Below are 16,293 nucleotides of genomic sequence, written 5' to 3' on the forward strand. Positions count from 1 at the left end.
ATCGGCATCGTTCGCTCAAGCTCGTATCAGAGCTTGATCTTGGCTTCGTGGGCCTGCTGGTCGGCGTGGTACGACGAGCGTACCAGCGGGCCGGAGGCAACGTTCTTGAAGCCCATCTTGTAGCCTTCCTCGGCGAACCAGGCGAAGGTGTCAGGGTGCACGAAGCGCTGCACCGGCAGGTGGTTGCGCGACGGTTGCAGGTACTGGCCCAGGGTCAGCATGTCGATGTCGTGCTCACGCATGCGGTGCATGACCTCGATGACTTCCTCGTCGGTCTCGCCCAGGCCCAGCATCAGGCCAGACTTGGTCGGTACGTGCGGAACCATCTGCTTGAACTTCTGCAGCAGGTCCAGCGACCAGTCGTAGTCCGAGCCCGGACGCGCGGCCTTGTACAGGCGGGGCACGGTTTCGAGGTTGTGGTTGAACACGTCCGGCGGGGTCTGCGCAGTGATCTCCAGCGCCACATCCATACGCCCACGGTAGTCCGGGACCAGGGTCTCCAGCTGTACGCCCGGCGACAGCGCGCGGATTTCGCGGATGCAGTCGGCGAAGTGCTGGGCGCCGCCGTCTCGCAGGTCGTCGCGGTCCACCGAAGTGATCACCACGTACTTCAGGCGCAGGTCGGCGATAGCGATGGCCAGGTTCTTCGGTTCGTCCAGGTCCAGTGGCTTCGGACGGCCGTGGCCGACGTCGCAGAACGGGCAGCGACGGGTGCAGATGTCGCCCATGATCATGAACGTGGCGGTACCGCCGGAGAAGCACTCGCCCAGGTTCGGGCAGGAGGCCTCCTCGCAGACGCTGTGCAGCTTGTGCTTGCGCAACAGTTGCTTGATACGGTCGACTTCCGGCGAAACCGGGATGCGCACGCGAATCCAGTCAGGCTTCTTCGGGAGCTCTTCGGTGGGGATGATTTTCACCGGGATGCGCGCCACCTTCTCGGCGCCGCGCAGCTTCACACCGGCCTCGACTTTCTTCGGGGCAGGGCGTGGGGTGACGTCTTGCGTCGGGATCAGGTTCGGCACGGCTTCTTGCACAGTTGTCATAATCAGTCGATTCCGCCCGTCAGGGTCGTCTGCTCAGCATAGTCGAGGTGCCTGACCAGCTGTCCGCGCAGCCTTGTCCTGACCTCGTCGAGTTCGATCGGGCCTGCCAGGTCACGCAGCTGGGTCATGGCCAGCCCCGCATACCCACAGGGGTTGATTCGGCGGAATGGCGCGAGGTCCATGTCCACGTTCAGGGCAAGGCCGTGGAAGGAACGGCCATTGCGGATTCGAAGGCCAAGGGACGCGATCTTCGCGCCATCGACATAGACGCCAGGGGCATCGGGCTTGGCCACGGCCTGTACGCCATAGCTGGCGAGCAGGTCGATCAGGGTCTGCTCGATGCGGCTGACCAGTTCGCGCACGCCAATGCTCAGGCGGCGCACGTCCAGCAGCAAGTAAGCCACCAGCTGGCCGGGGCCATGATAAGTGACCTGGCCGCCGCGGTCGGTCTGCACCACCGGGATCTCGCCCGGGATCAGCAGGTGCTCGGCCTTGCCGGCCTGCCCCTGGGTGAACACCGGCGGGTGCTCCACCAGCCAGACTTCGTCCTGGCTTTCGGGGCCACGTTGCTCGGTAAAGCGACGCATGGCCTCCAGCACCGGTTCATAGGGCTGCAGGCCAAGATCGCGAATACCGAGAACGCCGGACATCACAGCACCATTTTCACGATGCCGGTCGCACGCAGGGCACTGTTGATGTCGTGCAGCTGGTTCTCGCTCTCGGCAACGATATGCAGTTGCACCGTGGTGTACTTGCCTTCCTTGCTCTGGCGCTCGGCCAGGGTCGACAGGTCGACCTTGGCGTGCTTGCTGAGGATCTCGATCACGGTGTCACGGAAACCGACAACGGTGTCGCCGATCACCTTGATCGGGTAGTCCTCGCAGGGGAATTCGATTTTGTGCGACTTGACGTCTTCTTCGCTCATGGCGGAAACGGCCTCGTAAGCCGTGACAACAGCATCGCCCCCGCCTGGTTCACGGGGGCGTGCAGGTCACGTATCAGTTGAACAAACCGTAGAAGAACAGGCGGATGCTATCCCACACACGGCCGAAGAAACCAGCTTCCTCCACGCCGTCGAGGGCGATGAGGTCGGCGCTGTGAACAACTTTCTCGTCCAGTTTGACTTCCACTTTACCGATCACGTCACCTTTGGCGATCGGGGCGGTCAGTTGCGGGTTCATGGTCATCGAAGCCTGGAGGCGTTTCAATTGGCCTTTAGGCATGGTCATGGTCAGGTCGTTGGCCAGGCCGGCTTTCACCTGGTTGGTCGCGCCTTTCCACACCGGAGCCTGAGTCAGCTCGGTACCTTTCTGGTAGAAGGTCTGGGTTTCGAAGAAGCGGAAACCGTAGGTCAGCAGTTTTTGCGTCTCGGCGGCGCGGGACTGCTCGCTGTTGGTGCCGAACACCACGGCGATCAGGCGCTGGCCGTCGCGAACGGCCGAGGCGACCATGCAGTAGCCGGCTTCGTCGGTGTGGCCGGTCTTCAGGCCGTCAACGGTCTTGTCGCGCCACAGCAGCAGGTTGCGGTTAGGCTGCTTGATGTTGTTCCAGTAGAACTCTTTCTGCGAGTAGATGGCGTAGTGCGCGGGGTCTTCGTTGATGATCGCGCGCGCCAGCAGGGCCATGTCGTGGGCCGAGGAGTAGTGCTCCGGGTTCGGCAGGCCGGTCGGGTTCATGAAGTGGCTGTTGGCCATCCCCAGGTCGCCGGCGGTCTTGTTCATCATGTCGGCGAAGGCGTCTTCGCTGCCGGCGATGTGCTCGGACAGGGCAACAGAGGCATCGTTGCCCGACTGGATGATGATGCCGTGCAGCAGATCGCTGACGGTGACCTGGCTACCGACCTTGATGAACATGCGCGAACCACCGGTGCGCCAGGCGTTCTCGCTGACGGTGACCGGGTCGTTCTCGCCGATCTGGCCGCGACGGATGTCCAGGGTGGCGATGTAGGCGGTCATCAGCTTGGTCAGGCTGGCGGGTGGCAGGCGCTCGTCACCGTTGTTCTCGACCAGCACGTTGCCGCTGGACGCGTCCATGAGTACGTAGGACTTGGCGGCCAGTTGCGGAGGTGCCGGCATCATCTGCTCCGCCGCGAAGGCAGCAGGCGTGATCAGCAGCAGAACGGGCAGGCAGAGTCGTTTGGCAAGGTTGGTGATGTTCATCCGTCTCTCGTAAATCGCTAATGGTCTGATGTTTCGTGGGCAGGTTCGGTTGCCCAGCGCCCCGTCAGTCTAGTTTTATGGCCTGAGGCCTGGCCCGAATGTGCGGCGTAATGCCGCTGCGGGCAAAAACGGGCATTGTACATGCCATTGCCCGGCAATTCATGAACAAACCGACAGGTCGGCGTTGCCTGTTTTGGGACCTTTGGTTCAGGCACGCCCCTGTAGGAGCGGCCTTGTGCCGCGAAAGGGCTGCAAAGCAGCCCCGGCGATATCGGCAGAATCGCTGAAGTCTGGGGCCGCGTTGCGCCTCTTTCGCGGCACAAGGCCGCTCCTACAGAGTGCATAGCGCCCTCAGGGTCTAATCAGTGACCACCTTCGCCTGCCCCAGATTCGCCAGGCGAATGCTGTCCTGGGCCTGCTGGATCTCGCCCTGGCTGTTGATCGGCCCCAGGCGCACCCGGTGAAGCGTTTGCTGGTTGCGCACGATGGAGCTGATGAACACCGGCGCGCTGACCATGGTGCTCAGCTTCGAGCGCAGCAGCTCGGCGGCGTCCGGGTTGGCGAACGCACCCACCTGCAGGAAGCTGCCACCGTTGCCGTTCGGTACGTTGTTACCCCCCACCTGCACCGGCACCACGGGCGCCGCGTGCTGCTGTGGCGGCGGCGTCCATTGCTCGATCCGCCCGGTACTGGCCGGAATCGGCTGGGCCTGGGCCACCTGTGGTTCCTTGAGCATCAGCGGAGGCTGCTGGCCACGCTGGGCCCACCATTGCTGTGGATCGATTCCCTCGACGCGCACATGCGCGGTGCCGATCTCGGCATAACCGAGCTTCTTCGCTGCCGCATAAGACAAGTCGATGATGCGATCGGAGTAGAACGGGCCACGATCGTTGACCCGCAGGATCACGGTGCGGCCGTTGGCCAGGTTGGTCACCCGCACGTAGGCCGGCAGCGGCAGGGTCTTGTGCGCCGCGCTCATGCCGTAAAGGTCATAGAGCTCACCGTTGGCGGTGTTCTGGCCGTGGAACTTGGTGCCGTACCACGAGGCGGTACCCTCGGCGCGGTAGCTGCGCGAGTCCTGCATCGGATAGTAGGTCTTGCCCATCACTGTGTACGGGTTGGCCTTGTAGTTGCCGGTGTGCACGGTCGGGGTGGCGTCGGGGATCTTGTTGACGTCGACGTCCCACCAGGGCGCGCCATCCTTGTGGGCGCGGTTGATGTCCAGGCCCGGCTGCGCGCGGACGGTGTTGCCACCCGTCTGCGGTGCGGGGCGGCTGGAGGAGCAACTGGCCAGGACCAGGCCCACGGCGAGGCAGGTCAACAGTTTGGCGGTGTTCACTGTGAAGAATTCGCGCATTACTTGACGCCCCGTGCCAGAACCAGCTGTTCCGAAAGCTGATGCACCGCCATGGCGTACATCACGCTGCGGTTGTAGCGAGTGATCGCATAGAAGTTCTTCAGGCCCATCCAGTACTCAGGGCCGTTTTCGCCCTCCAGGCGGAAGGCGGTGACCGGCAGATCATCGCGCAACGCATCATGGCTCGACCAGCCCAGCGCTCGCAACTCCCCGACCGTCTTCACCGGCTCGATGCCCGTGGTCAGGCCCTCGTCGACGCGCTCGCCGCGCACCTGAGCACGGCTGACAACGGCCTCGCCGGCCACCCAGCCATGGCGCTTGAAGTAGCTGGCGACGCTGCCGATGGCATCGTCCGGGTTGTTCCAGATATTGATGTGGCCGTCACCGTCGAAGTCCACCGCATAGTTGCGGAAGCTGCTGGGCATGAACTGCGGCAGGCCCATGGCACCGGCATAGGAGCCCTTGAGCGTCAGTGGGTCGAGCTGTTCCTCGCGGGCCAGCAGGAGGAACTCGCGCAGCTCCTTGCGGAAGAATTCGGCACGCGGCGGGTAGTCGAAGCCCAGCGTGGACAGGGCATCGATGACGCGATAGTTGCCGGTATTGCGACCGAAGAAGGTCTCCACGCCAATGATCGAGACGATATATTGCGCCGGCACGCCATATTCCTGCTCGGCGCGGGCCAGGGCGGCCTCGTGCTGGCGCCAGAAGTCCACACCGCGGGCAATGCGCGCATCGGTGAGGAACATCGGGCGGTATTCTTTCCAGGGTTTGACCCGCTCGGCCGGCCGCGAGATCGCGTCGAGGATCGCCTGCTTGCGCTGTACCTCGCGGAACACGCCCATCAGTTGCTCGCCGGCAAAGCCGTAGTCGCGGGTCATCTCACCGACGAACTCGGCCACCTGGGGCGAGTTGTCGTAATCGCCGGCAACAGCCTGCTGGACAGCGCCGAACAGGCCCACCGCGCCGATCCACGGCACACAACGGGCAGCCCAGTTACGCACTGCTTGCATTGAATTCTTCACCTTTTTCAAACTTGCGCGATCCATTTGCGGTGCGTGTGGATCGACATCAGAACGCCAAACGCTGACAGCAGCGTCACCAACGAAGTTCCGCCATAGCTGATGAAGGGCAGCGGCACGCCCACCACGGGCAGAAGGCCGCTGACCATACCGATATTGACGAACACATAAACAAAGAAGGTCATGGTCAGGCTGCCCGCGAGCAGCTTGCCGAACAGCGTCTGCGCCTGGGCAGTGATCATCAGCCCGCGGCCGATCAGCAGCAGGTAGACGATCAGCAGCAGGCAGATGCCGACCAGGCCGAACTCCTCACCCAGCACGGCGATGATGAAGTCGGTATGGCTCTCGGGCAGGAAGTCCAGGTGCGACTGGGTGCCCAGCAGCCAGCCCTTGCCGAACACCCCGCCCGAGCCGATCGCCGCCTTGGACTGGATGATGTTCCAGCCGGTGCCCAACGGGTCGCTTTCCGGGTCGAGGAAGGTCAGCACGCGCTGCTTCTGATAGTCGTGCATGACGAAGAACCACATGGCCACCGCCACCGGCACCGCCGCGGCGATCACGCTGATGATCCAGCGCCAGCGCAGGCCGCCCATGAACAACACGAAGGCGCCGGAGGCGAGGATCAGCAACGCCGTGCCCAGGTCAGGCTGGCGCACGATGAGGATGAACGGCACACCGATCATCACCAGGCTGATCGCCACATGTTTGAGGTGCGGTGGCAAGGTGCGCTTGGACAGGTACCAGGCGATGGTCGCCGGCATGATGATCTTCATGAACTCCGAGGGCTGGAAACGGATCACCCCCGGGATGTTGATCCAGCGCGTGGCGCCCATGGCGTTGTGGCCCATCACGTCCACCACCACCAGCAGGAACACCCCGGCCAGGTAGGCCAGGGGTACCCAGCGCGCCATGAAGCGCGGCTCGAGCTGGGCGATGACGAACATCGACACCAGGCCGATGCCGAACGAGCTGGCCTGCTTCATCAGCAGGTCCCAGTTCTTGCCGCTGGCCGAATAGAGCACGAACAGGCTGCCGGCGGCCAGCGTCAGCAGGATGAGCAGCAAGGGGCCGTCGACATGGATGCGCTGCAGGAAGCTGGCGCGCCTGCGCATCACGTCCTCGCTGGAGAGCATGCGATCGAAATTGTTCTTCACGGGGCCGGTTCCTGGGCGACTGTGGCAGGGCCGAACTCAGGCTTGAGGCGGCCGTTCTCGTCGAGCAGCCAGGCATCCATGACCTGACGCACCACGGGGGCGGCGACGCCGGAGCCGGACTCGCCGTTCTCGACCATCACCGAGACCACGATCTTCGGGTCCTCGGCGGGGGCGAAGGCAACGAACAGCGCATGGTCGCGGTGCCGTTCCTGGAGTTTGTTGCGGTCGTACTTCTCGCCCTGCTTGATCGCCACGACCTGAGCCGTGCCGCTCTTGCCGGCGATGCGGTAGATCGAGCCAAGAGCGGCCTTGCGCGCGGTACCGCGGGCGCCGTGCATCACCTGCTCCATGCCGTGGGTAACCTTGGCCCAGTCGGACTTGTCACGCAGGACGATGTTCTCCATGGGGTTCTCGTCCACCGGCGGCTGGCCTTCGATGGTCTTGGCCAAGTGCGGGCGGTTCCACACGCCCTTGTTGGCGATCAGCGCAGTGGCCTGGGCCAGTTGCAGGGGCGTGGCCTGCATGTAGCCCTGGCCGATGCCGAGGATCAGGGTTTCGCCCGGGAACCAGGCCTGGCGGCGAGTGGCGCGCTTCCACTCGCGCGATGGCATGAGGCCGGGGGATTCTTCGAACATGTCCAGCGACACTTTCTGGCCGATGCCGAACTTGTTCATGTAGCTGGACAGTCGATCGATGCCCATCTTGTGCGCAAGATCGTAGAAGTACGTATCGTTTGAACGCATGATCGCCACATCCAGATCCACCCAGCCATCGCCGGTACGGTTCCAGTTGCGGTACTTGTGATCGTAGTTGGGCAGTTGGTAGTAGCCAGGGTCGAACACCCGGCTACCGGCCGTGACCACACCACTGTCGAGACCGGCGATGGCCACCGCCGGCTTGATGGTCGAGCCGGGCGGGTACAAGCCGCGCAACACGCGGTTGAACAGCGGCCGGTCGATCGAGTCGCGCAGCTCGGCGTAGGCCTTGAAACTGATGCCGGTGACGAACAGATTGGGGTCGAAGCTCGGTTGGCTGACCATCGCCAGCACCTCGCCGGTGCGCGGGTCGAGGGCCACGATGGCGCCACGGCGCCCGCCCAGGGCCTGCTCGGCAGCTTCCTGCAGCTTGATGTCGAGGCTCAGGACAATATCCTTGCCCGGCTTGGGGTCGGTGCGCTTGAGCACCCGCAGCACACGGCCGCGGGCGTTGGTCTCGACTTCCTCGTAACCCACCTGGCCGTGCAACTCGGGTTCGTAAAAACGCTCGATACCAGTCTTGCCGATATGGTGGGTGCCGCTGTAGTTCACCGGATCGAGGGTCTTGAGTTCCTTCTCGTTGATCCGCCCCACATACCCCACGGAATGAGCAAAATGCGCACCCTGCGGGTAGTGGCGCACCAACTGCGCGGCCACTTCCACGCCAGGCAGGCGGAACTGGTTCACGGCGATGCGGGCGATCTGTTCTTCGTTGAGCTCGAACAGGATGGGTACCGGCTCGAAGGGCCGGCGCCCCTGTTTCATGCGCTTCTCGAACAGGGCGCGATCGTCCGGCGTCAGCTCCAGCACTTCGACGATCACATCCAGCACGTCCTGCCACTTGCCGGGGTTGCCGGCGCGCTCGCGGGTCATGACCAGGCTGAAGCTGGGACGGTTGTCGGCGACCACCACGCCGTTGCGGTCGAAGATCAGCCCGCGGGTCGGTGGAATCGGCTGCACATGCACCCGGTTGTTCTCCGACAGCGTCGAGTGGTAGTCGTACTGGATGACCTGCAGGAAGTACAGCCGGGCGATCAACACGCAGACGAGCGCCACCACCGCCACGGCGCCCACGACGACGCGGTTGCGCACCAGGCGGGCGTCTTTCTCGTGGTCCTTGAGGCGGATCTGCTGCGGCATCGGGCGGGCTTACAGGTTCATTTGTGGTAGGGATGCCCGGACAACACCGTCCAGGCGCGGTAGATCTGCTCGCCGATGAGTATCCTTACCAACGGGTGCGGCAGCGTCAGTGGCGACAGCGACCAGCGCTGCTCGCTGCGTGCACAGACCTCCGGTGCCAGCCCTTCCGGGCCACCCACCATCAGGTTGACCGTGCGCGCATCCAGGCGCCAGCGGTCCAGTTCGCCCGCCAGTTGCTCGGTACTCCAGGGCTTGCCATGGACCTCGAGGGTGACAATGCGTTCCCCGGGCTGCACCTTGCTCAGCATCGCCTCGCCCTCCTGACGGATCAGGCGGGCGACATCGGCGTTCTTGCCGCGGGTGTTCAGCGGGATTTCCACCAGCTCCAGCGCAAGCTCGGAGGGCAGGCGCTTGGCATATTCATGCCAGCCTTCCTCGACCCATTTCGGCATGCGCGAGCCGACCGCGATCAGACGCAGACGCACGGCGCGACCTTATTCCCGATCCTTGAGCTTATCGGAATAGTCGTGGGTGTTTTCCGGGCTGTGGTGCTTGCCATCGGCGGCACGGCTCTGCTCGGCACCCAGCCACAGGCGCTCCAGGTCGTAGAACTGGCGGGCGGCGGCGGTCATCATGTGCACGATGACGTCGTTCAGGTCGAGCAGCACCCAGTCGCTGTCTCCCTTGCCTTCTTCGCCCAGTGGCTGCGCGCCCTTGGCCTTGACCGCTTCGCGGACCTTTTCCAGCATCGCGTTGATCTGGCGGTTGGAGGTACCGGTGGCGATGATCATGTAGTCGGTCAGGCTGTGCTTGTCACGCACGTCGATGACTTGAATGTCCTGGGCCTTGACGTCTTCCAGCGCGGCCTTGGTCAGTTCGACCAGTTCTTCGCCACTGATGCCATTGATTTTCTGCTTGGTCATATAAAACTCGTTCAACTCATTGAATGAGGCGCTCGCTGGCGCCGTCAGTTGGACGCACGATACAGGTCGTGCGCCTCGATATAGGCCAGTACTGCGTCCGGCACCAGGAACCGCGCCGACTTGCCGCTGGCCAGCAGCTGTCGGATTTGCGTGGCGGACACCGCGAGCGGGGTCTGCCAGACGAACGAAATGTGCCCCGCCGGGCCGGACATGGCGGTGGGATCGCTCTCCGAGCGCGCCGCCAGCAGGTTGCGCAACTCGTCAGGGGGTTCGACATCGGCATCCGGGCGCTGCAGCACCAGGATGTGACAGTGTTGCAACAGTTCTTCCCAACGGTGCCAGCTGGGCAGGCCACAGAAGGCATCCCAGCCCAGCACCAGGAACAACTGGTCATGCGTGTTCAGTTCAGCACGAATCGATTCGAGCGTGTCGATGGTGTACGACGGCTTGTCGCGGGCCAGCTCACGATCATCGACACTCAGGCCGCCGACACCTGCCACCGCGTCGCGCACCATGGCCAGGCGGTCTTGTGCCGACACCTGTGGCGTGTCGCGGTGTGGCGGGCGGGCGTTGGGCAGCAGGCGCAGCTCGTCCAGGCGCATGAACTCGGCCACTTCCAGCGCACTGCGCAGGTGGCCGATATGCACCGGGTCGAAGGTACCGCCGAGAATGCCGACGCGCCGGACTGCCAAGGCACTGCTCAACTCAGCACGGCTCCTGGCCGCGCAGCTGGCCGTCGCCGATCACCACGTACTTCTCGCAGGTCAGGCCTTCCAGGCCGACCGGGCCGCGGGCGTGCAGCTTGTCGGTGGAGATACCGATCTCCGCGCCCAGGCCATATTCGAAGCCGTCGGCGAAGCAGGTCGGGGTGTTGAGCATGACCGACGCCGAGTCGACTTCGGCCATGAAGCGCCGGGCCTGACCCTGGTGTTCGGTGATGATCGAATCGGTGTGGTGCGAGCCGTAGTGATTGATGTGCTCGATGGCCTGCTCCAGGCCGTCGACGATGCGGATCGACAGGATCGCGTCGAGATACTCGGTGTGCCAGTCATCTTCGCTGGCCGGTTTGCTGTCGATGATCGCTCGGGTGCGCTCGCAACCGCGCAGCTCGACGCCCTTCTCCTGGAAGCGGCGGGCCATCTCCGGCAGGAAGCGCTCGGCCACGCGCTGGTCGACCAGCAGCGTTTCCATGGCGCCGCAGATGCCGTAGCGGTAGGTCTTGGCGTTGAAGGCGACGCGCCAGGCCTTGTCCAGGTCGGCGTGTTCATCGACGAAGATGTGGCAGATGCCGTCAAGGTGCTTGATCACCGGCACCCGGGCGTCGCGGCTGATGCGCTCGATCAGGCCACGGCCGCCGCGCGGGACGATGACGTCGACGTATTCCGGCATGCTGATCAGCGCGCCGACCGCCTCACGGTCGGTGGTCTCGACCACCTGCACCACCGCTGGTGGCAGGCCGGCCTCGGCCAGGCCACGCTGGATGCAGGTGGCAATGGCGCGGTTGGAGTGGATGGCTTCGGAGCCGCCGCGCAGGATGGTGGCGTTGCCCGACTTCAGGCACAGGCTGGCGGCATCGATGGTCACGTTGGGGCGCGACTCGTAGATGATCCCGATCACCCCCAGCGGCACGCGCATCTTGCCGACCTGGATGCCCGACGGGCGGTAGCTCATGTCGCGGATGGCGCCGACCGGGTCCGGCAGGCTGGCCACCTGGCGCAGGCCGGTGATCATGCCGTCGATGCGCGCCGGAGTGAGCGCCAGGCGATCGAGCAGCGCCGGCTCCAGGCCGTTCTTGCGACCGTTGGCCAAGTCTTGCTCGTTGGCTGCGGTGAGCGCGTCGCGGGCCGCGTCGAGGGCGGCGGCGGCGGCCTGCAGGGCGCGGTTCTTCTGCGCGGTGCTGGCACGGCCGATCACCCGCGAGGCCTCACGGGCGGCGCGACCCAGGCGGGTCATGTAGTCAAGAACGGACTCGGTCATGGGCTCGGTGTCTTGGCAAAGGGGAAATCGGCTGATTATAACTGGAGCGCTCGGGTACGCCCAGCGGCGGGTGGCGGATGGTAGAAAATGGCTGGGGGGAATGGGTAGGAAAGATGTAACCGCTCATATCGAGAAATCCCGGGTTGGATTCAGCTTTTTCGCGGGCAAACCCACGCCCACAGGGGACGAAAGCGCCTTGCTCAGCCGGAGCGGGCTTGCCCGCGAAAAGGTCAACACCAATGTCATTCAGCCTCGATTAAGCCATTCATTGCTATCATCCCAGCCTCGACAGCCATGAACCGCCTGTATGTCCGCCCCAGCCCCCTGCCCGGCCCGCGCGCTGCCCGACAGCTTCTTCGACCGCGACGCCCAGACCCTCGCCCGCGAACTGCTGGGCAAGGTCATCCGCCACCGCCACGGCGATCTCTGGTTGGCCGCGCGGATCATCGAGACCGAGGCTTACTACCTGACCGACAAGGGCAGCCACGCCTCTTTGGGCTACACCGAGAAGCGCAAGGCGCTGTTCCTCGACGGCGGCCACATCTACATGTACTACGCCCGGGGCGGCGACTCGCTGAATTTCAGCGCCCAGGGCCCGGGCAACGCCGTGCTGATCAAGTCCGCCTACCCCTGGGTCGACGCCCTCTCGGACGAGAACAGCCTGGCGCAGATGCAACTGAACAACCCGGACGCCAGCGGCAACCTGCGCCCACCCGAGCGCCTGTGCAATGGCCAGACCCTGCTATGCCGCGCCATGGGCCTGAAAGTGCCGCACTGGGACGCGCAACGGTTCGACCCCGAGCGCCTGTACGTCGAAGACTGCGGCATCGCCGTGAATCGGGTGATCCAGGCGGCGCGCCTGGGCATCCCCCACGGCCGCGACGAACACCTGCCCTACCGCTTCGTCGACGCCGAGTACGCCCGCTATTGCACCCGCAACCCGTTGCGCCGCGGCCAGCACGAAGGCCACGACTTCTTCATTCTCGAACAAGGAAACTGACCCATGGGCCAATGGCTCGACAGCCTGACCGCCTGGCTCGGCGCCAACCCGCAGTGGCTTGGCCTGGCGATTTTCGTGATCGCTTGCGTGGAATGCCTCGCCATTGCCGGCATCATCGTGCCCGGCACTGTGCTGCTGTTCGCCGTCGCCGTACTGGCCGGCAGCGGTGCCTTCACGCTTGGGGAAACCCTGCTGCTGGGCTTCCTCGGCGGCGTGCTCGGGGACGCGATCTCTTATGGTGTGGGCAAGTACTTCCACCAGAACATCCGCCGCCTGCCGCTGCTGCGCGGCCACCCGGAGTGGATCGGCAGCGCCGAGGCGTACTTCCAGCGCTATGGCATCGCCAGCCTGCTGGTCGGCCGCTTCATCGGCCCGTTGCGCCCAATGCTGCCGATGGTCGCCGGCATGTTCGACATGCCACTACCGCGTTTCATCGCCGTCAGCCTGGTGGCCGGCGCCGGTTGGTCGGTCGCCTACCTGCTGCCCGGCTGGGCCACCGGCGCGGCGATGCGCCTGCCGTTGCCGGAAGGCTTCTGGCTGGATGCCGGCATCGTCTTCGGTACCCTCGCGGTGCTGATCGGCCTGAGCCTGAACAGCAGCCTGCGCGACCAGCGTTATGGCACCCGGCTGATTGCCGGGCTGAGCGGCCTGGCGGTAGCGGCACTGTTCATCGGCTGGCCCTATCTCAACGAGTTCGACCAGGGCCTGATGACCCTGGTGCAAGAGCATCGCAGCCAGGCCATCGATGGCGCCGTGGTGATGATCACCCGGCTGGGTGACTTCCGCACTCAATTCTTCCTGGGTGGCCTGCTGACCGGCCTGCTGTTGCTGGCCCGGCAATGGCGCCATGCCCTGTTCGCCGGGGCGACGTTGATCGGCACCGCGCTGGCCAATGGCTCGTTGAAATGGCTGTTTGCCCGCGCACGCCCGGAAGTGCTGGCCGACCCGCTGACCAGCTACAGCATGCCCAGCGGGCACAGTTCGGCGTCGTTCGCGTTCTTCCTGGTGCTGGCGGTGCTGGCCGGCCGTGGCCAACCGCCGCGCATGCGCCTGACCTGGGTGATGCTGGGCTGCCTGCCGGCGCTGGCCATCGCCCTGTCGCGGGTATACCTGGGGGCGCATTGGCCGACCGATATCCTGGCCGGGGCGTTGCTGGCGTGCTGTGTGTGCGCGGCGAGCCTGACGCTGGTGCAGCATCGCCAGCCGCTCATGGCCTTGTCGCAACGGGTGTGGTGGCTGGTGCTGCCGGCCTGTGTCGCGCTGCTGGCGTTCTTCATGCTGCATGCCCTGCCCAAGGCACTGCTGCGTTACCAGTACTAAAAAGCTTCGCCGGCAAGCCGGCTCCTACGAAAAGCGGCCGGCGCCCAACCTGTAGGAGCCGGCTTGCCGGCGAACAGGAGGTCAGGCGAACAACTCACCCTGGATCCGCTCCAGCAGCGCCTGGATCGCCTCCAGCCGCCGCTGCGGCGAGTCGATCGCCAGCAGGTCCAGCTTGTCCTCCTCCATGAACGGCAGCAGGTACGCCAGCTGGTTGCCCAGCGCCTGGCGCCCATCGACATCCCGGGGCATGTCCAGTGCCTCCACCATCGGGTGCTCGCCCAGGGCCAGCAGCAACGCCAGCAGGTCATCGTCCTGCTCCACCAGCGGGCTGTCCGCCTGATCAGGCAACCACTGCACCTCGGCGAGCATGAGCTGGTCCTTCTGCACCTCGGTCTGCTCGACAGTGAACCGCCGGACACCTTCGACCCGAATACCCAGCAAGCCATTGTCCTGCTGCACGAAGTCGCGGATCAGCGCCTCGCAACCAATCGAGGCCACCACCGGCGGGGCCTTGCCCACCTGCTCGCCTTCGAGGATGCACACCACACCAAAGCCCGCGCCCTGCTTCATGCAACGGCCGATCATGTCCAGGTAGCGTGCCTCGAAGATCTGCAGATCGAGCAGGCAACCGGGAAACAACACGGTATTGAGGGGAAAAAGCGGTAGCGTCATGGGTTTTCCTCAAGCCACCAGGCTGACCGCCAACGGCAGGAACACTGCCGTGGCCACGCCCATCAGGCTCATCGCCAGCGCGGCGAAGGCGCCGCATTCATCACTTTCCTGCAAGGCCACCGAAGTGCCCACCGCATGGGCTGTCACCCCCAGCGCCATGCCCCGTGCCTCGGGGCTGAGCACGCCGAAACGGGTCAGCAGCGCCGGGCCGAAGATCGCCCCGATCACCCCGGTGATCAGCACGAACACCGCCGCCAGGGCCGCTACGCCGCCAATCTGCTCGGCCACCAGCATGGCGATGGGCGAAGTCACCGACTTCGGCGCCATGGTCATCAGGATCATGTGCTCGGCGCCGAACCACAACCCCAACGCCAGGCACGCCACGGTGGCGAACAGCCCTCCGACTACCAGCGTAGTAAATGTCGGCCAGAACAGTTGGCGGATGCGCCGCAGGTTGAGGTACAGCGGCACCGCCAGGGCCACGGTGGCCGGGCCGAGAAGAATGTTCATGATCTCGGTGCTCTTGCGGTATTCGCTGTAGTCGATACCGCACAGCAGCAGTACGCCGATCACCACCAGCATCGACACCAGCACTGGCTGCAGGAAGATCCAGCGGGTCTTTTCGTAGGCCGCCAGCACCAGCTGGTAGGCGGCCAGCGTGATACCGATGCCGAACAGCGGGTGGTGGATGACCGCATCGAGCGCGCCCTGCCAGTCGAGGGTCATGGCCGCTCCTCGCGCTGGCCCTGGCGATGGATGAGTTTCTGCATCAGCACGCCGACGAACACCAGGGTCAGCAGGCAGGAGATCAGCAGCGCGCCGACGATGGCCCAGAAGTCCGCGGCGATATCCTTGGCGTAGACCATCACCCCCACCGCTGGGGGCACCAGCAGCAATGGCAGGTAGCGCAACAGGCTGCTGGCGGCATCATTGAGTGGCTTGCCCACTTCTCCACGGATCATCAGGAAGGCCAGCAGCAACAGCAGGCCGATGATCGGCCCGGGCAGGATCGCCAGGAACAGGTGATTGATCGCCGTCCCCAGCAACTGGAACAGCACCAGCCAGGTCAAACCACGCAACAGCATAAGGACCTCCCGAGAGCATGGCGGCCATTATAAGCACGCTAAGCAAGTGTCTATAAGGCGATATTCGGCGAAAAGCAGGCAACTTGACTGAAACGGTTCGTCGTGCTGATCTTGCACATTCGTACCAAATGACAATCTGGAGAGTCGCGATGCCCTATGTACCCGTTACAGAGCTTTCGCAGTACGTTGGAAAGGAACTGGGACGTTCCGCCTGGCTGAAGATCGACCAGCAACGCATCAACCTGTTCGCCGAGGCCACCGGCGATTTCCAGTTCATCCATGTGGACCCGGCGAAAGCGGCCAAGACCCCCTTCGGCACCACCATCGCCCATGGTTTCCTCACCCTGTCGCTGATCCCCAAGCTGATGGAAGACATCCTGGTGCTGCCCGAAGGGCTGAAGATGGTGGTCAACTACGGGCTCGACAGCGTGCGCTTCATCCAGCCGGTGAAGGTCGACAGCAATGTGCGATTGAAGGTCGAGCTGGTCGACGCCATTGAGAAGAAGCCTGGGCAGTGGTTGCTCAAGGCGACCGTCACCCTCGAGATCGAAGGTGAGGAGAAACCGGCCTATATCGCCGAACCGCTGTCGCTCTGTTTCGTCTGAGATCCCTGACACGATTTGTTGGGAATCCCCCAGCCCTGTGGGAGCCGCTGCCTTGTGCTGACTGCACTGGCCCATTTGCCGGCA

At 64.4% G+C, this 16,293-nt stretch carries 18 protein-coding genes; 3 read left to right on the forward strand and 15 right to left on the reverse strand.

The genetic code is table 11. The annotated features are described in order from the left end of the window. Positions 1-26 precede the first annotated feature (26 nt). The 12 genes from lipA to PSEEN_RS22350 all read right to left on the reverse strand — a co-directional run bounded on the left by lipA (position 27) and on the right by PSEEN_RS22350 (position 11,527). Positions 27-1,043 carry a lipoyl synthase gene (gene lipA, locus PSEEN_RS22295; RefSeq protein ID WP_011535837.1) on the reverse strand — a complete coding sequence of 339 codons (1,017 nt, stop codon included), beginning with the start codon at positions 1,041-1,043 and terminating at the stop codon, positions 27-29. A gap of 2 nt (positions 1,044-1,045) precedes the next feature. Further along, a complete protein-coding gene (gene lipB / locus PSEEN_RS22300) occupies positions 1,046-1,693 on the reverse strand; it encodes a lipoyl(octanoyl) transferase LipB (protein WP_011535838.1) in 648 nt (215 codons plus the stop codon). After that, entirely contained in the window at positions 1,693-1,968 is a 276-nt protein-coding gene (locus PSEEN_RS22305; RefSeq protein WP_011535839.1) for a DUF493 domain-containing protein, read from the reverse strand. Before PSEEN_RS22305 ends, lipB begins: the two co-directional genes overlap by 1 nt. Before the next feature lie 73 nt (positions 1,969-2,041). Next, positions 2,042-3,202 carry a D-alanyl-D-alanine carboxypeptidase family protein gene (locus PSEEN_RS22310; RefSeq protein WP_011535840.1) on the reverse strand — a complete coding sequence of 387 codons (1,161 nt, stop codon included), beginning with the start codon at positions 3,200-3,202 and terminating at the stop codon, positions 2,042-2,044. A 358-nt stretch (positions 3,203-3,560) separates the two neighbouring features. After that, positions 3,561-4,559, reverse strand: coding sequence for a septal ring lytic transglycosylase RlpA family protein (locus tag PSEEN_RS22315; RefSeq protein WP_011535841.1), 999 nt, complete (start codon positions 4,557-4,559; stop codon positions 3,561-3,563). Continuing rightward, a complete protein-coding gene (gene mltB, locus PSEEN_RS22320) occupies positions 4,559-5,569 on the reverse strand; it encodes a lytic murein transglycosylase B (RefSeq protein ID WP_011535842.1) in 1,011 nt (336 codons plus the stop codon). The genes PSEEN_RS22315 and mltB overlap by 1 nt, the downstream gene beginning before the upstream one ends. Before the next feature lie 17 nt (positions 5,570-5,586). Beyond that, positions 5,587-6,690 carry a rod shape-determining protein RodA gene (gene rodA, locus PSEEN_RS22325; RefSeq protein ID WP_011535843.1) on the reverse strand — a complete coding sequence of 368 codons (1,104 nt, stop codon included), beginning with the start codon at positions 6,688-6,690 and terminating at the stop codon, positions 5,587-5,589. Between the two features lie 38 nt (positions 6,691-6,728). Then, positions 6,729-8,627: a penicillin-binding protein 2 gene (gene mrdA, locus PSEEN_RS22330; RefSeq protein ID WP_011535844.1), complete on the reverse strand. Its 1,899-nt coding sequence runs from the start codon at positions 8,625-8,627 to the stop codon at positions 6,729-6,731. 17 nt (positions 8,628-8,644) lie between these two features. After that, positions 8,645-9,112 (reverse strand): 23S rRNA (pseudouridine(1915)-N(3))-methyltransferase RlmH, encoded by a 468-nt coding sequence (rlmH, locus tag PSEEN_RS22335; protein ID WP_011535845.1) that lies wholly within the window; start codon positions 9,110-9,112, stop codon positions 8,645-8,647. 9 nt (positions 9,113-9,121) lie between these two features. Continuing rightward, positions 9,122-9,550 (reverse strand): ribosome silencing factor, encoded by a 429-nt coding sequence (gene rsfS / locus PSEEN_RS22340; RefSeq protein ID WP_011535846.1) that lies wholly within the window; start codon positions 9,548-9,550, stop codon positions 9,122-9,124. A gap of 44 nt (positions 9,551-9,594) precedes the next feature. Continuing rightward, complete coding sequence (gene nadD, locus PSEEN_RS22345; RefSeq protein WP_011535847.1) at positions 9,595-10,254, reverse strand: nicotinate-nucleotide adenylyltransferase; 660 nt, start codon at positions 10,252-10,254, stop codon at positions 9,595-9,597. Position 10,255: 1 nt separating this feature from the next. Beyond that, positions 10,256-11,527 (reverse strand): glutamate-5-semialdehyde dehydrogenase, encoded by a 1,272-nt coding sequence (locus PSEEN_RS22350; RefSeq protein ID WP_011535848.1) that lies wholly within the window; start codon positions 11,525-11,527, stop codon positions 10,256-10,258. A 307-nt stretch (positions 11,528-11,834) separates the two neighbouring features. On the opposite strand from PSEEN_RS22350, the gene PSEEN_RS22355 reads away from it, so the two are divergent. Beyond that, positions 11,835-12,527, forward strand: coding sequence for a DNA-3-methyladenine glycosylase (locus PSEEN_RS22355; RefSeq protein WP_011535849.1), 693 nt, complete (start codon positions 11,835-11,837; stop codon positions 12,525-12,527). 3 nt (positions 12,528-12,530) lie between these two features. Continuing rightward, a complete protein-coding gene (locus tag PSEEN_RS22360) occupies positions 12,531-13,847 on the forward strand; it encodes a bifunctional DedA family/phosphatase PAP2 family protein (RefSeq protein WP_011535850.1) in 1,317 nt (438 codons plus the stop codon). An 81-nt stretch (positions 13,848-13,928) separates the two neighbouring features. Here PSEEN_RS22360 and PSEEN_RS22365 read toward each other — a convergent pair whose 3' ends face one another. The 3 genes from PSEEN_RS22365 to PSEEN_RS22375 are packed head-to-tail and all read right to left on the reverse strand — an operon-like array spanning position 13,929 to position 15,604. Continuing rightward, positions 13,929-14,519 (reverse strand): LON peptidase substrate-binding domain-containing protein, encoded by a 591-nt coding sequence (locus tag PSEEN_RS22365; RefSeq protein ID WP_011535851.1) that lies wholly within the window; start codon positions 14,517-14,519, stop codon positions 13,929-13,931. A gap of 9 nt (positions 14,520-14,528) precedes the next feature. Continuing rightward, positions 14,529-15,245, reverse strand: a complete 717-nt coding sequence (locus PSEEN_RS22370; RefSeq protein WP_011535852.1) for an LrgB family protein — start codon at positions 15,243-15,245, stop codon at positions 14,529-14,531. Next, positions 15,242-15,604, reverse strand: coding sequence for a CidA/LrgA family protein (locus PSEEN_RS22375; RefSeq protein ID WP_011535853.1), 363 nt, complete (start codon positions 15,602-15,604; stop codon positions 15,242-15,244). The genes PSEEN_RS22370 and PSEEN_RS22375 overlap by 4 nt, the downstream gene beginning before the upstream one ends. A 149-nt stretch (positions 15,605-15,753) precedes the next feature. Here PSEEN_RS22375 and PSEEN_RS22380 point away from each other — a divergent pair, with 149 nt between their 5' ends. Next, positions 15,754-16,209 (forward strand): MaoC family dehydratase, encoded by a 456-nt coding sequence (locus PSEEN_RS22380; protein ID WP_011535854.1) that lies wholly within the window; start codon positions 15,754-15,756, stop codon positions 16,207-16,209. Positions 16,210-16,293 lie beyond the last annotated feature (84 nt).

The organism is Pseudomonas entomophila L48 (assembly GCF_000026105.1).
In the GTDB taxonomy this organism is placed as follows: Bacteria; Pseudomonadota; Gammaproteobacteria; order Pseudomonadales; family Pseudomonadaceae; genus Aquipseudomonas; species Aquipseudomonas entomophila.